The sequence below is a fragment of the Micromonospora sp. NPDC049257 genome (assembly GCF_040678915.1).
Classification (GTDB): domain Bacteria; phylum Actinomycetota; class Actinomycetes; order Mycobacteriales; family Micromonosporaceae; genus Micromonospora; species Micromonospora antibiotica.
The window spans coordinates 13,786-29,911 of the sequence record NZ_JBFAQU010000026.1 but is presented as its reverse complement, the minus strand read 5'-3'; the positions used below and the strand labels follow the sequence as shown (position 1 = coordinate 29,911).

The following is a 16,126-nucleotide window of genomic DNA, read 5'->3' as shown; positions in this document are numbered from 1 at the left end:
CCCTCGCGTTCAGGCCGCCACGGGCAGCCGCTTGGCGAAGCACACGCTGTACGGGTTGTCGACGTACTCGCCGTAGACCGGGATCGGCCGGTAGCCGCAGGAGGTGTAGAGGCCGATCGCAGCCGGCAGGTAACTGCCCGTCTCCAGGCAGAGCACCGAGTGGCCCTGCTGGAACGCCAACTCCTCCAGCGCGCTGAGCAACTGCCGGGCGATCCCCCGCCCCCGGTAACCCGGGCGGACGTACATCCGCTTCAACTCGCCGGTGTCGGCGTCGAGGGACTGGACACCACCACAGGCCACCACCCGGCCGCCGTCCACCACCACCAGGTAGCGGATGCCGTCGTGCACCACCGTGGCCTGCCCGTCCAGCCCGCCGTCGGCCTCGCGCAGCTCCCGCTGCTGGGCGGCGACCAGCGCGTCGACCTCCGGGTCGGTGGCGGGACGGGACTCGATCAGCATCACCCCACGCTAGGCCGGGTCCGTTTCGCGGAGGTTTCCGGAAAACGACCCGGGCCCGACCGGTACGGGGCTACTCCTCGTCCTCGTCGTCATCCTCGTCGTCGTCCGGCAGGTCATGCGGGGCCGAGGCCAGCTCGTCCTCGGGGCGCTGCCGGCGGGCCTTGCGGGCGGCCAGCCGCTCGGCCGCCGCGGGGCGCGACGACTTCTCCTCCAGCCGCACGTCGGTGCCCCGGTTGCCGGGGACGAAGTCGACGCCGGCATACAGGGTCGGCTGCCAGTCGAACTCCCGCTCGCCGATCCGGACCAGGTCACCGGGGCTCGCGCCGGCCTTGGCCAGCTTCTCCTCCACCCCCAGCCGGGCCAGCCGGTCGGCGAGGAAACCGACCGCCTCGTCGTTGTCGAAGTTCGTCTGGCGTACCCAGCGCTCGGGTCGGACCCCCCGGACGGTGAACGAGCCGTCGGCCGCCGCCTCGATGGTGAAGCCGGCGTCGTCGACCGCCGTGGGGCGGATCACGACCCGGGTCGGCTCGGCCGGCGGCGCGGCACGGCGGGCCTGGTCGACCAGCTCCGCCATCGCGTACGTCAGCTCCTTGAGCCCCTCCCGGGTGGCCGCGGAGACGTCGAACACCCGGAACCCACGCGCCTCGAGGTCGGGGCGGACGATGTCGGCGAGGTCCTGCCCGTCGGGCACGTCGACCTTGTTGAGCGCCACCAGCCGGGGCCGGTCGGCCAGCCCGCCGTACTCGGCCAGCTCCGCCTCGATGGTGTCGATGTCGGCCAACGGGTCCCGGCCCGGCTCCAGGGTCGCCGTGTCGACCACGTGCACCAGCACGGCGCACCGCTCGACGTGACGCAGGAACTCCAGGCCCAGCCCCTTGCCGGTGGCCGCACCCGGGATCAGACCCGGCACGTCGGCGACGGTGAAGGTGTGGTTGTCCACCCGGACCACGCCCAGGTTGGGCACCAGGGTGGTGAACGGGTAGTCGGCGATCTTCGGCTTGGCGGCGGAGATCACCGAGATCAGCGACGACTTGCCCGCCGACGGGAAACCGACCAGGCCGACGTCGGCGACGCTCTTGAGTTCGAGCACCACGTCGAGCCGGTCACCGGGCTCGCCCAGTTCGGCGAAGCCGGGCGCCTTGCGTCGGGCGTTGGCCAGCGAGGCGTTGCCCCGCCCGCCGCGCCCACCCCGCGCCGCCTCGAAGGTGGTGCCCACACCGACCAGGTCGGCCAGCACCGTACCGTCGAGGGTCTGCACGACCGTGCCGTTCGGCACCTTGATCAGCAGGTCGTGGCCCTTGGCGCCGTCCCGGTTCGAACCCGCGCCGCCCTTGCCGTTCTCGGCCTTCATGTGCGGGCGGAAGTGGAAGTCCAGCAGCGTGGTCACCTGCGGGTCGACCACCAGCGAGACACTGCCGCCGTGTCCGCCGTCGCCCCCGTCCGGGCCGCCGAAGGGCTTGAACTTCTCCCGGTGGATGGAGACACAGCCGTGCCCGCCGTCGCCGGCCTGCATGTGCAGGACGACCCGGTCAACGAACGTCGTCACGACGCCAATCCTTCCAGCGGGGTCCGGCCCCGCACCTGAAAACACCCCCCGGGCCCCGGCGCGACGGCGACGGGCACCCGGCGGTGGGAGCATCCCCCACCTGAAACGGCGAAGCGGGCCGGGACCCGAGGTCCGCGGCCCGCTTCGCCTTCGAGCTACTGCGGCACGATGCTGACGGTCTTGCGACCCCGCTTGGTGCCGAACAGGACCGAGCCGGCGGCCAGCGCGAACAGCGTGTCGTCGCCACCACGGCCGACCAGGTCACCGGGGTGGAACTTGGTGCCACGCTGACGGATGAGGATCTCACCCGCGCTGACGACCTGACCACCGAAGCGCTTCACGCCGAGTCGCTGGGCCGCGGAGTCACGACCGTTACGCGAGCTGGACGCACCCTTTTTGTGAGCCATTGTCCGACGACCTACTTCCCGCTGGAGATGCCGGTCACCTTGACCTGGGTCAACGGCTGGCGGTGACCCTGGCGCTTGTGGTAGCCGGTCTTGTTCTTGAACTTGTGGATCCGGATCTTCGGGCCCTTGGTGTGCGCGGCGATCTCGCCGGACACCGCGACCTTGGCAAGCTTCGCCGCGTCGGTCACCAGGTCGTCACCGTCGACGAGGAGCACCGCGGTGAGCTTCACCGCGTCACCGGGGGCACCGGTGAGCTTCTCGACCTCGATCACGTCGCCCTCGGCGACCTTGTACTGCTTGCCGCCGGTCTTGACGATCGCGTACATCGGAGGCGGACTCCCTGTCGTTGAGGCTGCTGGCGGTCGTTCCCATGGCAACTCGCCGGGTAGCTGTGACACCGGCAGCGCGGGCACGCGGGAACTCGGCACACCAAAGTGCGCCGCAGGAAAGAGTACGCCATCATCCACCCGCGCCCCAAACCGACCCCCCCCTGTCGAGCGGCCCTCCCGGCGGCCGGGCGGGTCGACCGACCACACCGCCACCGACCGCCGTCAGCGGGAGCAGAGCTGGTCCAGCCGCTGCTGGAGCCGGTCCAGCTCGGTCTCGTCGATCGAGTCGACGTCGGTGCCGAGCCGGCCGATCTCGGTGGCCAGGTCGGCGAGCAGGGCCTTCAACTGGGGGTCGGTGGCCCGGCCGGACTGCTGCCGCAACACGGTCCGCCACGTGGTCAGCGCCGTCTCCGCCCGCTTGCGGGCGGTGTCCGCCGCCGTGCTGTCGTTCGCGCCGACCGCCGCGATCATCTTGCCCAGTTCCTCGACGTAGGTGCGCACCGCCGTGGTCGACGCGGCCTCCGCGTCGGCGCACACCTGCGGCCCGTTGCCACCCGCCGGGGAACCGCTCACCACGGCGGACGGGACCACGGTGGCGGGGGTCACGGCACCGGACGGTTGGCCGGAGGTGGTCGGCGGGTCGGCCCGGTCGCCGGAGCACCCGACGCCGGTCAGCAGGACGGTGGCCACCACGATGGCGGCGGGCAGGCGGCGCATGTCATCTCCTAGCCGGGGTGCCCGATCGTATCGTCGGCCACCGGCACGGCAGGACCCCTCCCACCGGCGGTGTGCCGGGGAAGGGGTCCGGTGCTGCCAGGTGCGGGTCAGCCCGTCACGGCCGGGTACGGCGACGGGCACCGCCCCGGCGGGAACGACGCCGGCCCGTGCCGGCCTCCCCGCCGTCGTCGTCGCCGTCGGCCTCGCCGAGCGCGTCCGGGTCGTCCGCCCCCGCGAGCCGGGCCGACTCGCCCGTCTGGGCGTCGGCCACGGCCGGGGTCTGCGTCTCGTACCGGGACAGGTCGTAGCCCATGGTGTCGTCGTAGCCGGCGTCGACCGCCGGGGCGGCGACCTCGACGTCGGTGGCGTCGGTGGTCTCGACCACGGTCCGCTCCGCCGTGGCCGCCTTGCGGGCCCGCCGCCGCGACGACGCGCTGACCGGCGGCTCGGCCGCCGGGGCGGTGACCGCCGAGGCGACGGCCTTGACCCGGTCGCCCGCGCCGCCGTTGACGGCACGCGGCTTCTCCGGCACCGGCTCGGTGTGGATCACCAGGCCCCGGCCCTTGCAGCACTCGCAGGGCTCGCTGAACGCCTCCAGCAGGCCGGCGCCGATCCGCTTACGGGTCATCTGCACCAGGCCAAGCGAGGTGATCTCGGTCACCTGGTGCTTGGTGCGGTCCCGGCCCAGGCACTCGGTGAGCCGGCGCAGCACCAGCTCCCGGTTGGACTCCAACACCATGTCGATGAAGTCGATCACCACGATGCCGCCGATGTCGCGCAGCCGCAGCTGGCGGACGATCTCCTCGGCCGCCTCCAGGTTGTTGCGGGTGACCGTCTCCTCCAGGTTGCCCCCGGAGCCGGTGTACTTGCCGGTGTTGACGTCGATGACGGTCATCGCCTCGGTACGGTCGATCACCAGCGAACCACCGGAGGGCAGGAAGACCTTGCGGTCCAGCCCCTTGATGATCTGCTCGTCGATGCGGTACTCGGTGAACACGTCGGCGGTGCCGACGTACCGGCGCACCCGGTCGACCAGGTCCGGCGAGACGTGCGACAGGTACGACTCGACCATGCCGTACGACTGCTCACCCTCGATGACCAGCTCGCGGAAGTCCTCGTTGAACAGGTCCCGGACCACCCGGATGACCAGGTCGGGCTCCTCGTAGAGCAGCACCGGAGCGCCGCCACCGGTCGCCTTGGCCTGGATGTCCTCCCACTGGGCCTGCAACCGCTTGACGTCCCGGGCCAGCTCGTCCTCGCTGGCCCCCTCGGCGGCGGTCCGGACGATCACGCCCGCGCCGTCGGGGACCAGCTTCTTGAGCACGTCGCGCAGCCGCTTGCGCTCGTTGTCGGGCAGCTTGCGGCTGATCCCGGAGGCGTTGCCGTTGGGCACGTAGACCAGGTGCCGGCCGGAGAGCGCGACGTGGCTGGTCAGCCGGGCACCCTTGTGGCCGATCGGGTCCTTGGTGACCTGGACCAGCACCGAGTCGCCGGAGCGCAGCGCCTGCTCGATCGAGCGCGAACGCCCCTCCAGGCCGCTGCTGTCCCAGTTGACCTCACCGGCGTACAGGACGGCGTTGCGGCCCCGCCCGACGTCGACGAAGGCCGCCTCCATGCTGGGCAGGACGTTCTGCACCTTGCCCAGGTAGACGTTGCCGGCCATGGTGCCCGACGAGTTGCGGGTGACGTAGTGCTCGACCAGGACGCCGTCCTCCAGGACCACGATCTGGGTCCGGTCGCCGCGCTGGCGGACCGCCATCACCCGGTCGACCGCCTCCCGGCGGGCCAGGAACTCCGACTCGCTCAGGATCGGCGGCCGGGTCCGGCGCTGCTCCCGGCCGTCCCGGCGACGCTGGCGCTTGGCCTCCAGCCGGGTCGAGCCGGAGACGCCCTGCACCTCGTCGACGGCCTTGCGGGGCTCCCGGATCTTGACCACCGTGGGTACGCCGTCGTCGGCGCCACCCTCGACGTCCCCGGCACCCCGACGGCGACGCCGACGCCGACGACGGGTCAGCCCGTCCCCGTCGCCCTCGTCCTCGGCGTCGTCCCCCTCGGCCTCGGCCTGGGCCGGCTCCTCGATGTCGTCCTCGTCGGCGTCGTCCGCGCCGCCCTTGCCCCGGCCCCGACCCCGCCGACCCCGGCGGCGTCGTCGGCGCGCGGCGGCCGACTCGTCGTCGTCCTCGTCGTCGCCGTCGTCCTCGGCGCCCTCCTCGGCCTCGCCGGTGGGCTCCTCCACGACGGGCTCGACCGGCTCGACGGCCTCGACCGGCTCGGTCTCCCGGCGGCCACGGCGACGCCGCCGCCCGGTCTCGACGGGCTCCTCGGCGAGCTCCTCGACCGGTGCCTCGGCGACCGGGCCGGGCTCGACCACCCGGAAGGTGGGCAGCTCCTCCGGCTGCGGGGCCATGAACAGGACCGTCGGGGCGGCGATCGCGGCCCGTCGCCGACGGGTCCGCGGCTGCGGCTCGGCCGGCTCCACCGCCTCGTCCACGGCCGGCACGGCGACCCCGGGCGGCACCTCCCCGGTCCGGTTACCGGCCGCGGCCGGCGGCGTCGACACGGGGGTCGACCGGTCGGCTGCGGGCTCCTCCGCGACGGGCTCCCCGACCAGGGGCTCCTCGGCCTCGTCGGCGACGGTCGGCTCGGTCGGGGCAGCCGCCTCCACGGCGGGCTCCTCCGCCGCGACGACCGGCTCCTGAGCTGCGGCAACCGGAGCCACCGCCGCCGGAGCAGCAGGGGCCTCGGCGGCCGGCAGCGGCGCGGCCGGGGTCTCGGCGGGTGGCTCGGTCGCCGCCGGGGCGACGGCCTTCTTCCGCCGGGTACGGGTCACCTTCACCGGCGGGACGAGTTCCGCGCTGCCCTCCTCCACCCCGTCGGCGACCACCGGCTCCTCGGCCGCCTTGGCCGGGGTGGCCTTGCGGCGACGTCGGGTGGTCTTCGGCGCGGAGTCCAACTCACCGGCGACCGGGACGATCACCTCGGCCTGCTGTGACTCGTCGGTGGCCGAGGTGGCGGTGGCGGACGCCTCGGCGGGCGCTCCCCCGGTCAACTCCGGCTGGCTCAGCGGCGCGACCCGCCGTCGGGTGGTCCGCCGCCGGGTCGGGGGGGCCGCCGCGCCGTCCGGCGACGCCGCAGCGCCCTCCGGTGGCGTGGCGGCGGCTCCCGTGCCGCCGTCGACGGTGCTGTCGGCGGTGTCGCCGGCCGGCTGGGAACCGGTCCGTTCGCCGCCCTCGGGCTCGTTCTCGAGCATGGACGTTCTCCAGTTCTGGCGGCCCCGGGCGCGGGTGAGCGCTGCCACGCAGGATCGCCGCAAAAGTGTTTCCGCCGGGCACGCGACGTGCGCGACCGCCGAAGTCTGCCTGCCAGAACGCTGACCGACGGTCAGTGTTCTCCGATGGCTGCCCCGTCGCGATCCGCGTCCAACGGATCCACGATCGCACCCTGCGCCGTCAACACGCCCTGCGCCAGCCGGATCACCCTCGGGGAGACCGGCGGCTCCAGGGCGGCCACCACGCGGAGGCCGGAAAGGACGTCATCGGGTCGTACGGACGGGGTGACCTGCCGTACGACCAGTTCGAGTATCGCACATGACGAGTCCGCTGCCCCGGAAGGCGTCTCCCCCGGCGGCAGCACATCGATGTGGGTCACCGCGCCACGGGCGTCGAACGTCCGTCGGCCCTGCTTGGTCATCCGCTCGACCTGCACCTCGTCGGCGGCCACGAAGGCGGCCACCGCCCGTCGTGCCACGTCCGGGTCGACGTCGGGCAGCTCGATGCGCCAGTGCGACGCCTCGATCCGCTCGGCCAGGCTCCCCCCGGCGGCGACGACCACCTCCAGCACGTCGAGGCCCGGTGAGAGCGCCGCGTCGAGGGCCAGCCGCAGCTGCTCCGGGTCGACCGTCGCCTGGAGGCCGACCTCCAGGTACTCCGCCTCGCTGGCGACGCCGGTGGGGGCGGCGCTGGCGTAGGAGATCTTCGGATGCGGGGTGAAGCCCTGGGAGAAGGCCACCGGCACGGCGGCCCGGCGCAGGGCCCGCTCGAAGGCACGGGCGAAGTCCCGGTGGGAGGTGAACCGCAACGGCCCGCGCTTGGCGTACCGGATCCGGACACGCTGGACGACCGGCGCCTGCCCGCCCTCCGGCTGTGGTTTCCTGCTGATCGTCGTACTCCTCGGTCTGACGCCGGCCGGTGGTGCCGCGCCCCGGGTCGACCCGGGGCGCGAACTGCCGGTGACGATAGCTTCACGATCGTCGGAACGGGACGGGCGGCCCGCCACAGCGCGCCGGCCCCGCCCCGTCGGCGGTCACTGCTGGGCGCCGGTGGGCACCTTCAGCGCGGTGACCGGGGTGAGCGGCAGGAGCTTACGGCCGGTGGGCCCGATCTGGATCTCGGTGTCCATCGACGGGCAGACGCCGCAGTCGAAGCACGGGGTCCACCGGCAGTCGTCCTGCTCGTACTCGCCCAGCGAGTCCTGCCAGTCCTGCCACAGCCAGTCCTTGTCCAGGCCCGAGTCGAGGTGGTCCCAGGGCAGCACCTCCAGCTCGTCGCGCTGCCGGGTGGTGTACCAGTCCAGGTCCACGCCGAAGCCCGGGAGCACCGCGGCGGCGGCGTCCACCCAACGCCGGTACGAGAAGTGCTCGCTCCAGCCGTCGAACCGGCCACCGTTGCGCCACACCTCGTGGATCACCGCACCGACCCGGCGGTCACCCCGGCTGAGCAGCCCCTCGATCAGCGACGGCTCGCCGTCGTGGTAGCGGAAACCGATGGCCCGGCCGAGCGACCGGTCCGCGTTGATGGCCTGCTTGAGCAGCTTGAGCCGGCCGTCGATGACCTCGGGCCGCTCCATCGACGCCCACTGGAACGGGGTGTGCGGCTTGGGCACGAACCCGCCGATCGAGACGGTGCAGCGGATGTCCTTGGAGCCGGTGGCCGCCCGCCCGGCCCGGATCACCTCGTGCGCCATGTCGGCGATCTCGAGGACGTCGGCGTCGGTCTCGGTGGGCAGGCCGCACATGAAGTAGAGCTTCACCTGCCGCCAACCGTTGGTGTACGCGGTGACCACCGTGCGGATCAGGTCGTCCTTCGACACCATCTTGTTGATGACCTTGCGGATCCGCTCCGACCCGCCCTCCGGGGCGAAGGTCAGCCCGGTCCGCCGTCCGTTGCGGGACAGCTCCTGTGCCAGGTCGATGTTGAACGCGTCCACCCGGGTCGACGGCAGGGACAGCGACACGTTGGTGCCGGCGTACTGCTCGGCCAGGCCGGAGCACATGTCGCCGATCTCGGAGTGGTCGGCCGACGACAGCGACAGCAGCCCCACCTCGTGGAAGCCGGAGAACTCCAGCCCCTGCTGGACCATCTGCCCCACGGTGGTGATCGACCGCTCCCGCACCGGGCGGGTGATCATGCCGGCCTGGCAGAACCGGCAACCCCGGGTGCAGCCCCGGAAGATCTCCACCGCGTACCGCTCGTGCACCGTCTCGGCCAGCGGCACGAGCGGCTTCTTCGGGTACGGCCAGGCATCCAGGTCCATCGTCGTGCGCTTGTGCACCCGGAACGGCACGTCCGGGCGGTTGGGCACCACCCGCTGGATCCGACCGTCGGGCAGGTAGTCGACGTCGTAGAAGCGCGGCACGTAGACGCTCTCGGTGCGGGCCAGCCGCAGCAGCAGCTCGTCGCGGCCACCCGGGGAACCCTCCGCCTTCCACTCCCGGACGATCGTGGTGATCTCCAGGACCGCCTCCTCGCCGTCGCCGAGCACGGCGGCGTCGATGAAGTCGGCGATCGGCTCCGGGTTGAACGCGGCGTGCCCACCGGCCACGATCACCGGGTCGGCCTCGGTGCGGTCGGCCGCCAGCATCGGGATGCCGGCCAGGTCGATCGCGGTGAGCAGGTTGGTGTAGCCCAGCTCGGTGGAGAACGAGACCCCGAACACGTCGAAGCGGCGCACCGAGCGGTGCGCGTCGACGGTGAACTGCGGCACGCCGTGGGTGCGCATCAGCGCCTCCAGGTCGGGCCACACCGCGTACGTCCGCTCGGCCAGCACGTCGGGCAGCTCGTTGAGCACCTCGTAGAGGATCTGCACACCCTGGTTGGGCAGGCCCACCTCGTACGCGTCGGGATACATCAGCGCCCATCGGACGGTCGCCGCGTCCCAGTCCTTGACCACCGCGCCCAGCTCGCCACCGACGTACTGGATGGGCTTGGTCACCTGGGGCAGCAGCGCCTCCAGCCGGGGCCACACCGACAGCGTGGTGTCGTGGTGCGGCGACGCGACCGCCGCGTCGTCGGGCGTGGCCGCGGCGGGGCGCGGGGTCGTGGACGGAGCACTCATGGAGCCCAAGGGTACGCGTCCACCCACGGACGGCACGCCGCACCGCCGGTCTCCCCCACCGCCCCGACGGCCCGCTGGTGTCCGGTGCCCGGCGGGCGGGCGGACGGCCGGTGGCGGGGCCGGGGATTCCCGGACGCGGGGCGGGCGGTCGCGGTACCGCCGATTGGTCGAGGTGGCGCCCCGGTACTAACCTCGCAACCGGTGCGAGAGGAGATTGCCGCGATGCCGCAGCCGCAGCCGGGAACAGACCGGCTGGCCGAGGGGGGCGACCCGGTCCCGGGTCGGCAGCAGGATCCGGTGGTCTCCGCCGGGCCAGCCGACCTCCCCGTACCGCCTGACAGCGACCCTGCCGACACCGCAGCGCCGGCCGAGGAGCCCGCTGAGGTCACGCAGGGCGACCCCACGCACCCGGCCGGCGAGTCTTCCCCGCCCGCCGACTCCACCCCGCCGGAGCCGACCACCCCGACGGAGCCGACCACCCAGACGGAGCCAGCCAGCCTGGCCGACCCGCCCGCGCCGACAGGCCCAGACGAGCCGGCCACTCCGCCGAAACCGGCCGACCCGGACGAGCCGGCCACCGCGCCGGACCCGACCGACGCGGCCACCCCGCCAGAGCCGACCAACCAGGCCACCCCGCCGAAACCGGCCGAGCCGGACGAGCCGGCCACCGGGCCGGACCCGACCGCCCAGGCCAGCCCGCCGGAGCCGACAGGCCCGGCCGGACAGTTCAGCCCGCCGGTGCCCGGCACGGCGGCGGAACCGGCAAGCCCGGCACGGGGGGTCGCACCCGGCCCCACCACCCCGGCGCGCGGGTCGGCCACCGTTCCGGCCCGGAGCACGGCACCCGAGCCGCCGACACCCGAGCCGCCGCCCGGTCGACCCGACCCGACCCGGGTGGAGCAGCACCCCGGCACCCCCCGCCCCGACGCCGTTCGCCCCGACGCCACCCGGGTGGAGCACCGGCCCGACGCCACCCGGCTCGAACAGCGCCCCGACGCCACCCGGCTGGAGCAGCGGCCCGACCCGACGCTGGAGCAGCCCGCGGCCCCCCGCTGGAGTGGTTCCGCCGCCGTGCCCGCGCCGCCGCCCCGCCGCCGCAGCTGGGGTGAGTCGGTGGAGTTCGCCCCGGTGCCGCCGCCTCCGCCGCCCCTTCCGCCGGAGCTGCCCGAACACCGCGCCCCGGTGGACCCGTGGGCGGGCGTGGACACCGGCGGCTGGGACCTGCACCACCCGGAGCTGGCCGCGCTGCCCTACCCCCCGTCTCCGCCGACCCGCCCCTACCCACCGGCCGCCGACCCGGCCCCACCCCACCAGCACCCCCCGACCCCGACCCCGCCCCACCAGCACACGCCCACCCCGACCCCGCCCCAGCCGAACTCCCCGGCGCCGGCGTACCCGTCGGTGTCGTCGGCCGGCCCCGCCGCACCCTCACCGACCCGGCCGTACCCGGTCGCGCCGGTGCCGGTCGCGCGGCCGGCGTCCCCGCCGCCGGCCCGCCCGGCGCTGCCACCTGCGCCGCCGCCCGCGCCACCCCGGCCGCCGAAGCAGCGGCGGGTCCGCCCGGAACCGGCCGCCCCACCGCCGAACCCGGGCCGACCTCCCAAGGGGTACGTCCGCCGCAAGCGTCGGCGCTGGCCCTGGGTGCTGCTGCTCAGCCTGGCCTGCTGCTGTGGCTGCCCCGCCTGGTTCGGTAGGCCGGCCTGGCAGCAGTACCCGGCCGATGCCGCCCTGCCGACCCAGGTGGCCGACCTGACCCTGCGCGAGGATTCGGGCAGCGAGGTCGAGAAGCTCAAGACCGAGGTACGCAAGGCGAACCTGCTGGCCGAGGACGTCTACGCCGGGGTGTACAGCACCTCCGACGGCAAGCGGGTGACCGTCTTCGGCGACACCGGTTTCCGGTTCCGGCCGGAGTCCGAGGCGGACGACACGATGGTGCGGCTGACCGACACGTTCACGCTGGGCACGCCCCAACCGGTGGACAGCGGCGTCCGTGGCCGGTACGAGCGCTGCGCGACCGGTTCCTCCAGCGGCACCGCCGTGGTGGTCTGCACGTCGGTGGACTACGGCAGCAGCGCCACCGGGGTCTTCACCCGGCTCTCGGTGGACGACAGCGCCCGGCTGCTCGCCACCATGCGTGCCCAGATCGTCACCCCCAAGCAGGGCTGAGCACGCGCCGGCCCTGCGAGGTCAGCTCGGGTCGGGTGCGCAGAACCCCGCAGACCGGGGGTGGTCAGGCCGGGGTCTCGCCCGGGGTGGGCTCGGCCCGGCGGGGGGCGTAGCGGGGGACGTACTCCTGACCGGTGAGTTTCTGGATCTCGGCCATCAGCTCGTCGGTCATCTCCCGCAGTGAGGTGCGGTCGTCGGCGCGGCCGGTGAAGTCCAGCGGCTTGCCGAACCGGATGACGATCTTCGCCTTGCCGGGGCGGGGGATGCGGGTGCCGATCGGCTGGACCTTGTCGGTGCCGGTCACCCCGACCGGGATCACCGGCACCCCGGCCGCCACGGCCAGCCGGGCGGTGCCGGTCCGTCCCCGGTAGAGCCGGCCGTCGGGCGACCGGGTCCCCTCGGGATAGACGGCGACCAGGTCACCGGAGCGCAGCGCGGGGATGGCCGCGTCGAACGCGGACAGCGCGGCCCGGCCACCGGCCCGCTCGACCGGGATGGCCCCCAGGCCGGTGAGCACGAACTTGGACAGCGCGCCCTTCGGGCCGGTCCCGGTGAAGTACTCCGACTTGGCCCAGAAGGCGAGGTGCCGGGGGACTACGGTGCCGAGCAGCAGCTCGTCGGCGACGGAGAGGTGGTTGCCCGCGAAGATCGCGCCACCGCTCGCCGGAATGTGCTCCAGTCCCTCGACGGCCGGGCGGAAGGCCAGCCGCATCGCGGGTCCCACGGTGAGCTTGCCGATGGTGTAGAGCAGCGGCACGGGTCCTCCGGCGGTCGTACGGTGAACAGGCGGTGTCACGGTAGCGGACGGACGCCCCCGCGACCCAACGGGTGCACGCGCGTCCGCCTGCTGGATGGCGCGGGTGGTCGGTGGGGTCCCGACCCGTCGGGCCGGGACCCCACCGACGACCTCACACCGGGCGGACGGTCACCGTCACCCGCTCGCCGTCGCCGACCTCACCGGTGAAACCGGCCAGGCCGTCGGCGAAGTCCACCGTGTCGGCGAGCACCTCCCGGGCCACGAACCCGGTGTACGCCGACACCGCCGCCCGCACCTGCTCGGAGGCCGACACCGACACCACGATCCGGTCGGAGATGTCCAGGTCGGCGTCCCGGCGGGCCTGCTGCACGACCCGGACCACGTCCCGGGCCAGCCCCTCGGCGGCCAACTCCGGGGTGACCTCGGTGTCGAGCACCACCACGCCCTCACCACCGGGCAGCGGCGCGGAGTGCTCGGCGTCGGCGGCGACCAGGCGCAGCTCGTACTCACCCTCGGCGAGGGTGACCCCGGCGGCGACGGGGGCGCCGTCGTGCAGCTCCCACTCCCCCGCCTTGACCGCCCTGATCACCTGCTGCACCTGCTTGCCGACGCGGGGGCCGAGCGCCCGGGGCACCACCGTCAGCACCTGCTGGCAGTAGCTGGCGACCTCCGCCGAGAACTCCACCTCCTTGACGTTGACCTCGTCGGCGACCAGGTCGGCGAACGGCCGCAACTGGTCGGCGGCCGGGGAGGCCACGGTCAGCTTCGGCAGCGGCAGCCGGACCCGCAGCCCCTTGGCCTTGCGCAGCGACAGCGCCGCCGAGCAGACGTCCCGGGTGGCGTCCATCGCCGCGACCAGGTCGTGGTCGGCGGGCAGGTCCTGCGCCGACGGCCAGTCGGTCAGGTGCACCGACCGCTCGCCGGTCAGCCCGCGCCAGATCTCCTCGGCGGTCAGCGGGGCCAGCGGCGCCACCACGCGGCAGAGCGTCTCCAGCACGGTCCACAGGGTGTCGAACGCGTCGGCGTCGCCGGACCAGAACCGGTCCCGGGATCGCCGCACGTACCAGTTGGTCAGCGCGTCGAGGTAGGACCGGACGGTGCCGCACGCCCCGGAGATGTCGTACGCGTCCATCTGCGCGCCGGTCGTCTCGACCAGTTCCCGGGTCTTGGCCAGCACGTACCGGTCGAGCAGGTGCGTGCTGTCCACCCGCCGCCGGGCGGTGTGCCCGGCGGCGTTGGCGTAGAGCGAGAAGAAGTACCAGACGTTCCACAGCGGCAGCAGCACCTGCCGGACGGCGTCGCGGATCGCCGGTTCGGTGACCGCCATGTCGCCGCCGCGCAGCACCGGCGAGGACATCAGCATCCAGCGCATCGCGTCCGAGCCGTACGCGTCGAAGACGTGGTAGACGTCCGGGTAGTTGCGCAGGCTCTTGGACATCTTGCGCCCGTCGGAGCCGAGCAGGATGCCGTGGCTGAGGCAGTTGCGGAACGCCGGCCTGTCGAACAGCGCGGTGGCCAGCACGTGCATGGTGTAGAACCAGCCCCGGGTCTGCCCGATGTACTCGACGATGAAGTCGCCCGGGTAGTGGTGCTCGAACCAGTCCGCGTTCTCGAACGGGTAGTGCACCTGGGCGAACGGCATCGACCCGGACTCGAACCAGCAGTCCAGCACCTCCGGCACCCGGCGCATCGTCGACCGGCCGGTCGGGTCGTCCGGGTTGGGCCGGGTCAGGTCGTCCACCGCCGGCCGGTGCAGGTCGGTCAGGCGTACCCCGAAGTCCCGTTCGATGTCGGCCAGCGAACCGTAGACGTCGACCCGGGGGTAGGTCGGGTCGTCGGACTTCCACACCGGGATCGGCGAGCCCCAGAACCGGTTGCGGCTGATCGACCAGTCCCGGGCGTTGGCCAGCCACTTGCCGAACGAGCCGTCCTTGATGTGACCCGGCGTCCAGTTGATCTGCTGGTTCAGCTCCACCATCCGGTCCCGGAACTGCGTCACCGCGACGAACCACGACGACACCGCCTTGTAGACCAGCGGGGTGTCGCAGCGCCAGCAGTGCGGGTACGAGTGGGTGTAGGTGTCCTGCCGCAGCACCACCCCCCGCTCCTTCAGCTCCCGGATCACCGGCTTGTTGACGTCGAAGACCTGCTCGCCCTCATACGGCGGGACCAGCGCGGTGAACCGGGTGTGGTCGTCGACGGTGACGACGGTGGGGATGCCGGCGGCGTTGCAGACGTTCTGGTCGTCCTCGCCGAACGCGGGGGCCAGGTGGACGATCCCGGTGCCGTCCTCGGTGGTGACGAACTCCGCGCCGAGCACCTGGTAGGCGTGCTCGCCGGCCTGCTCGACGAGGAAGTCGTAGAGCGGGGTGTAGCGGCGTCCGACCAGGTCCCGGCCGTACACGGTGCCGACCTGCTGGTAGCCCTCCAGCTCCTTGGCGTACGCGCCGAGCCGGGCGGCGCCGACGACGAACCGTTCCCCGTCGCGGTCGAGCACCGCGTACTCGATGTCGGGGCCGACGGCGAGCGCGAGGTTGGACGGCAGGGTCCACGGGGTGGTGGTCCAGACGCCCAGCCTGACCGGCCCGCGCAGCAGCTCCGGGGCGGACTCGTCGGCGGTCAGCCCGAACCACACGGTCAGCGTCGGGTCGTGCCGGTCGCGGTAGACGTCGTCCATCCGGGTCTCGGTGTTCGACAGCGGCGTCTCGCACCGCCAGCAGTACGCCAGCACCCGGAAGCCCTCGTAGATCAGGCCCTTGTCGTGCAGGGTCCGGAAGGCCCACATGACGCTTTCCATGTAGTCCAGGTCGAGGGTCTTGTAGTCGTTGGTGAAGTCGACCCAGCGGGCCTGCCGGTTGATGTACCGCTCCCAGTCCTGGGTGAACTCCAGCACCGAGGATCGGCACGCGTCGTTGAACCGGGCCACCCCGAGGTCGAGGATCTCCGCCTTGCTGGTGATACCGAGCTGCTTCTCGGCCACCACCTCGGCGGGCAGGCCGTGACAGTCCCAGCCGAAGCGCCGCTCGACGTGCCGGCCGCGCATCGTCTGGTAACGCGGCACCACGTCCTTGACGTACCCGGTGAACAGGTGGCCGTAGTGCGGCAGGCCGTTGGCGAACGGCGGGCCGTCGTAGAAGACGTACTCGTTCTTGCCGTCGTCGCCGGCCGGCCGGGCCGTCACCGACGCCTCGAAGGTCCGGTCGGCGGTCCAGTGCTCCAGGACGCGGCGTTCGACCGCGGGCAGGTCCGGGCTCGCCGGGACGCCGGCGGCGGTCGGGTCGTGCAACGGATAGCCCATCGGGGGTCGCTCTCCTCTGGCAGCTCACTCAGTCGTGGTCTGCGAGGACGAGCCTGCTCCGGTACGCCGTGGTCGACGCCCCGGGCCGGGCCCGCGGTACCACCCCGCTTGACG

General features: G+C 73.2%; 11 protein-coding genes. 1 reads left to right on the top strand and 10 read right to left on the bottom strand.

Features of this window, described 5'->3' with window-relative positions; genetic code table 11:
* Positions 1–9: 9 nt before the first annotated feature.
* The 8 genes from AB0K25_RS26640 to AB0K25_RS26605 all read right to left on the bottom strand — a co-directional run bounded on the left by AB0K25_RS26640 (position 10) and on the right by AB0K25_RS26605 (position 9,791).
* Entirely contained in the window at positions 10–459 is a 450-nt protein-coding gene (locus tag AB0K25_RS26640; protein WP_219464303.1) for a GNAT family N-acetyltransferase, read from the bottom strand.
* A gap of 70 nt (positions 460–529) precedes the next feature.
* Positions 530–2,005: a GTPase ObgE gene (gene obgE, locus AB0K25_RS26635; protein WP_357535720.1), complete on the bottom strand. Its 1,476-nt coding sequence runs from the start codon at positions 2,003–2,005 to the stop codon at positions 530–532.
* 155 nt (positions 2,006–2,160) lie between these two features.
* Positions 2,161–2,412, bottom strand: a complete 252-nt coding sequence (gene rpmA, locus AB0K25_RS26630; RefSeq protein ID WP_088647594.1) for a 50S ribosomal protein L27 — start codon at positions 2,410–2,412, stop codon at positions 2,161–2,163.
* Between the two features lie 11 nt (positions 2,413–2,423).
* Entirely contained in the window at positions 2,424–2,738 is a 315-nt protein-coding gene (gene rplU / locus AB0K25_RS26625; protein WP_067312477.1) for a 50S ribosomal protein L21, read from the bottom strand.
* Positions 2,739–2,963: 225 nt separating this feature from the next.
* Entirely contained in the window at positions 2,964–3,458 is a 495-nt protein-coding gene (locus tag AB0K25_RS26620) for a hypothetical protein (protein ID WP_219464311.1), read from the bottom strand.
* 115 nt (positions 3,459–3,573) lie between these two features.
* A complete protein-coding gene (locus AB0K25_RS26615) occupies positions 3,574–6,708 on the bottom strand; it encodes an Rne/Rng family ribonuclease (RefSeq protein WP_363823320.1) in 3,135 nt (1,044 codons plus the stop codon).
* 131 nt (positions 6,709–6,839) lie between these two features.
* Positions 6,840–7,559: a TIGR03936 family radical SAM-associated protein gene (locus AB0K25_RS26610; RefSeq protein ID WP_357024105.1), complete on the bottom strand. Its 720-nt coding sequence runs from the start codon at positions 7,557–7,559 to the stop codon at positions 6,840–6,842.
* A gap of 201 nt (positions 7,560–7,760) precedes the next feature.
* Entirely contained in the window at positions 7,761–9,791 is a 2,031-nt protein-coding gene (locus AB0K25_RS26605) for a TIGR03960 family B12-binding radical SAM protein (RefSeq protein WP_219464312.1), read from the bottom strand.
* Between the two features lie 201 nt (positions 9,792–9,992).
* Between AB0K25_RS26605 and AB0K25_RS26600 the strand changes: the two genes are divergently transcribed.
* Complete coding sequence (locus AB0K25_RS26600; RefSeq protein WP_363823317.1) at positions 9,993–11,957, top strand: hypothetical protein; 1,965 nt, start codon at positions 9,993–9,995, stop codon at positions 11,955–11,957.
* 64 nt (positions 11,958–12,021) lie between these two features.
* Here the strand turns inward: AB0K25_RS26600 and AB0K25_RS26595 are convergent, their stop codons facing one another.
* Together AB0K25_RS26595 and ileS are read right to left on the bottom strand one after the other, a co-directional pair.
* Positions 12,022–12,714 (bottom strand): lysophospholipid acyltransferase family protein, encoded by a 693-nt coding sequence (locus tag AB0K25_RS26595; RefSeq protein WP_357535729.1) that lies wholly within the window; start codon positions 12,712–12,714, stop codon positions 12,022–12,024.
* Between the two features lie 151 nt (positions 12,715–12,865).
* Positions 12,866–16,012, bottom strand: coding sequence for an isoleucine--tRNA ligase (gene ileS / locus AB0K25_RS26590; protein WP_357535731.1), 3,147 nt, complete (start codon positions 16,010–16,012; stop codon positions 12,866–12,868).
* Positions 16,013–16,126 lie beyond the last annotated feature (114 nt).